Source organism: Marinobacter sp. UBA2498 (assembly GCF_002341575.1).
In the GTDB taxonomy this organism is placed as follows: domain Bacteria; phylum Pseudomonadota; class Gammaproteobacteria; order Pseudomonadales; family Oleiphilaceae; genus Marinobacter; species Marinobacter manganoxydans.
In genome coordinates this window covers 3,403-5,478 of record NZ_DDOI01000088.1, presented here as the reverse complement: position 1 = coordinate 5,478, position 2,076 = coordinate 3,403, and the positions used below count along the sequence as shown (strand labels likewise).

Annotated in this window: 3 protein-coding genes and 1 pseudogene; all 4 read right to left on the bottom strand. The window is 59.6% G+C overall.

All coding sequences use genetic code 11. The features are described 5' to 3' along the window. A pseudogene (locus tag B2W52_RS12255) lies at positions 1-187 on the bottom strand (ribonuclease D); the annotation flags it as partial. A gap of 31 nt (positions 188-218) precedes the next feature. Further along, positions 219-821 carry a recombination mediator RecR gene (gene recR, locus B2W52_RS12250; RefSeq protein WP_230706495.1) on the bottom strand — a complete coding sequence of 201 codons (603 nt, stop codon included), beginning with the start codon at positions 819-821 and terminating at the stop codon, positions 219-221. 31 nt (positions 822-852) lie between these two features. Next, complete coding sequence (locus B2W52_RS12245) at positions 853-1,176, bottom strand: YbaB/EbfC family nucleoid-associated protein (RefSeq protein ID WP_008171847.1); 324 nt, start codon at positions 1,174-1,176, stop codon at positions 853-855. 3 nt (positions 1,177-1,179) lie between these two features. Continuing rightward, a partial coding sequence (locus B2W52_RS12240; protein ID WP_286803279.1) for a DNA polymerase III subunit gamma/tau C-terminal domain-containing protein occupies positions 1,180-2,076 on the bottom strand: 897 nt, incomplete at its 5' end.

Here is a 2,076-nt window from a genome sequence, read left to right as displayed (position 1 = left end):
CCAACTGAACCAACCCCGGTATCGGGTAAAAGGTGTTTACCCGCTCAAATTCGGTGTCCAGCGCCAGGGGCTTGCCCGGTGCCCGATCCAGCCATTTGTCCAGTGCTTGCGGTTCCCGGATCCAGTCAATCCTGGTCGGAGCCGGGGGAACGTCAACTGCCACAGCGGCCTGGGCGGAAATATCCATAAACGTGCCTGGTAGGTTTATTCGGTCAGATTCAATCGGACAGTGGTTTGCGACCGCGGAATGCGTGAGTCAGGGTAAAGCCATCGACGTAACCGAGCTCTCCACCCACCGGTATGCCATGGGCCAGACGGGTTATCAGGATGCCCTGGCCATCAAGGCGATCGGCGATGTAGTGAGCCGTAGCCTCACCTTCCACCGTCGGGTTGGTAGCCAGAATCAGCTCAGTCACGCCTTCGTCGCGGATCCGCTTCAGCAAACGTTCAATGCCGATTTCCTCCGGTCCAACGCCATCAATCGGTGAGAGATGACCCATCAGCACGAAATAGCCGCCGCGATAGTCACCCGCCTGCTCAATGGCCAGAAGATCCGAGGGACTTTCCACCACACACAGGGTTCCGGTACGCCGCTGGGGATTGTCACAGATGCCGCAGATTTCAGTGTCGGCAAAGTTCTGGCAGCTTTCGCAGCGCCGGACACCGTTCATGGCCTGGCTCAATGCGTCGGAAAGACGGGTGCCGCCGGAACGGCCACGCTCCAGCAAATGGAAGGCCATGCGCTGGGCCGTTTTCTGGCCAACACCAGGCAGGCAACGAAGGGATTCTACAAGCTCATCAACCAGGGGGCTGAACGCCATGAAAGGTCCTCGAACGGCTGCAGGATGGAATTCAAAACGGCATCTTGAAACCGGGCGGCAGGCCCATGCCGGACATCATACCGGACATTTTCTCTTTCTGGTTTTCCTCGACGCGCCGCACTGCATCGTTCACCGCAGCGGCCAGAAGGTCTTCCAGAATATCTTTTTCCTCAGTCATCAGGGAGGAGTCTATGTCCACTTTACGAACGTCGTGACGGCCGTTCATGGTGACTTTGACCAGGCCGGCTCCGGCTTCGCCAGTCACTTCGGCCTTGGCGATTTCTTCTTGGGCCTTCTGCATCTCTTCCTGCATTTTCTGGGCTTTTTTCATCATGTCGCCCATATTATTCATCATAGCTTATCTCCTGCTTGTCTCTACCGGCCGGATGCTGTCTTCCACTACCCGCGCCTCGAATCGTTCAACAATAGACTTTACGACCGGATCCTGGTGAATGGACGCCTCCGCCGCTTTCTGGCGCGCCTTTCGCTGGCGCTCCTCGTAGGCCGCCGGGGTGTGCGGCCCGGGATCGCCCTGCTCCGTACGTAACTGAATGGAGTCGCCAAAGCGGTTTCTCAAGGCAGCCAGAATCTTTTCCTCGTGCCTGCTGTTCAACAGCCGGGCGTGCCCCTCATCAATGGTCAGCGTAATCACATCGCCATCGCGGGACATGGCGCCGTGACTGGCAAGATTACCGGGCATGCCCACAATGCCAAGACTTCGAAAATCACGGTGCCAGACGAATTCGCCCTCAGGCTCAGGCGCCTGCTCAACTGCAGGTTCTATCGCTGGATCGGGCTCCACAAACGCGGGTTCCGGAGCCGGGGCCGGCCGTTCAACTGGCTCCGCGGCAACTTCAGGTGCTGGCTCTGGGGTAACTGGAGCTTCGTCGCTTAAAGGGTAGCTCTCTTCATACTCTCCAGCCGCCTCGGCCTGGGCATCCAGACTGGCCAGCCACGATGCATCCTCATCCGCAACGGGCGGAGCGGCCGGCATCTCGGGTTCAGGCTCAGGCGTGGGTTCGGGCTGCGGTTCCGGCTGTTTTTGTTCTACCGGTGGGGTCGGCGCCGGGTCGGGCTCATCCCGTGGCTCGGAAGCGGCAGACTGACCACCGGAGCTTATGGCCGGCGGCTCTCGCCGGTCAGCCCCGGGGCGGAACGCAAGCATCCGGAGCAGGGTCATTTCGAACCCCATCCGGGCATCCGGCGTGATGGTTAGGTCTTTCCTCCCGATCAGCGCAGACTGGTAAAAAAGCTG

Bases quoted from the DNA above. Each gene is read 5' to 3' on its own strand.
- recR (WP_230706495.1), bottom strand. From the start codon at position 821: ATGGCGTTCAGCCCCCTGGTTGATGAGCTTGTAGAATCCCTTCGTTGC.
- B2W52_RS12245 (WP_008171847.1), bottom strand. From the start codon at position 1,176: ATGATGAATAATATGGGCGACATGATGAAAAAAGCCCAGAAAATGCAG.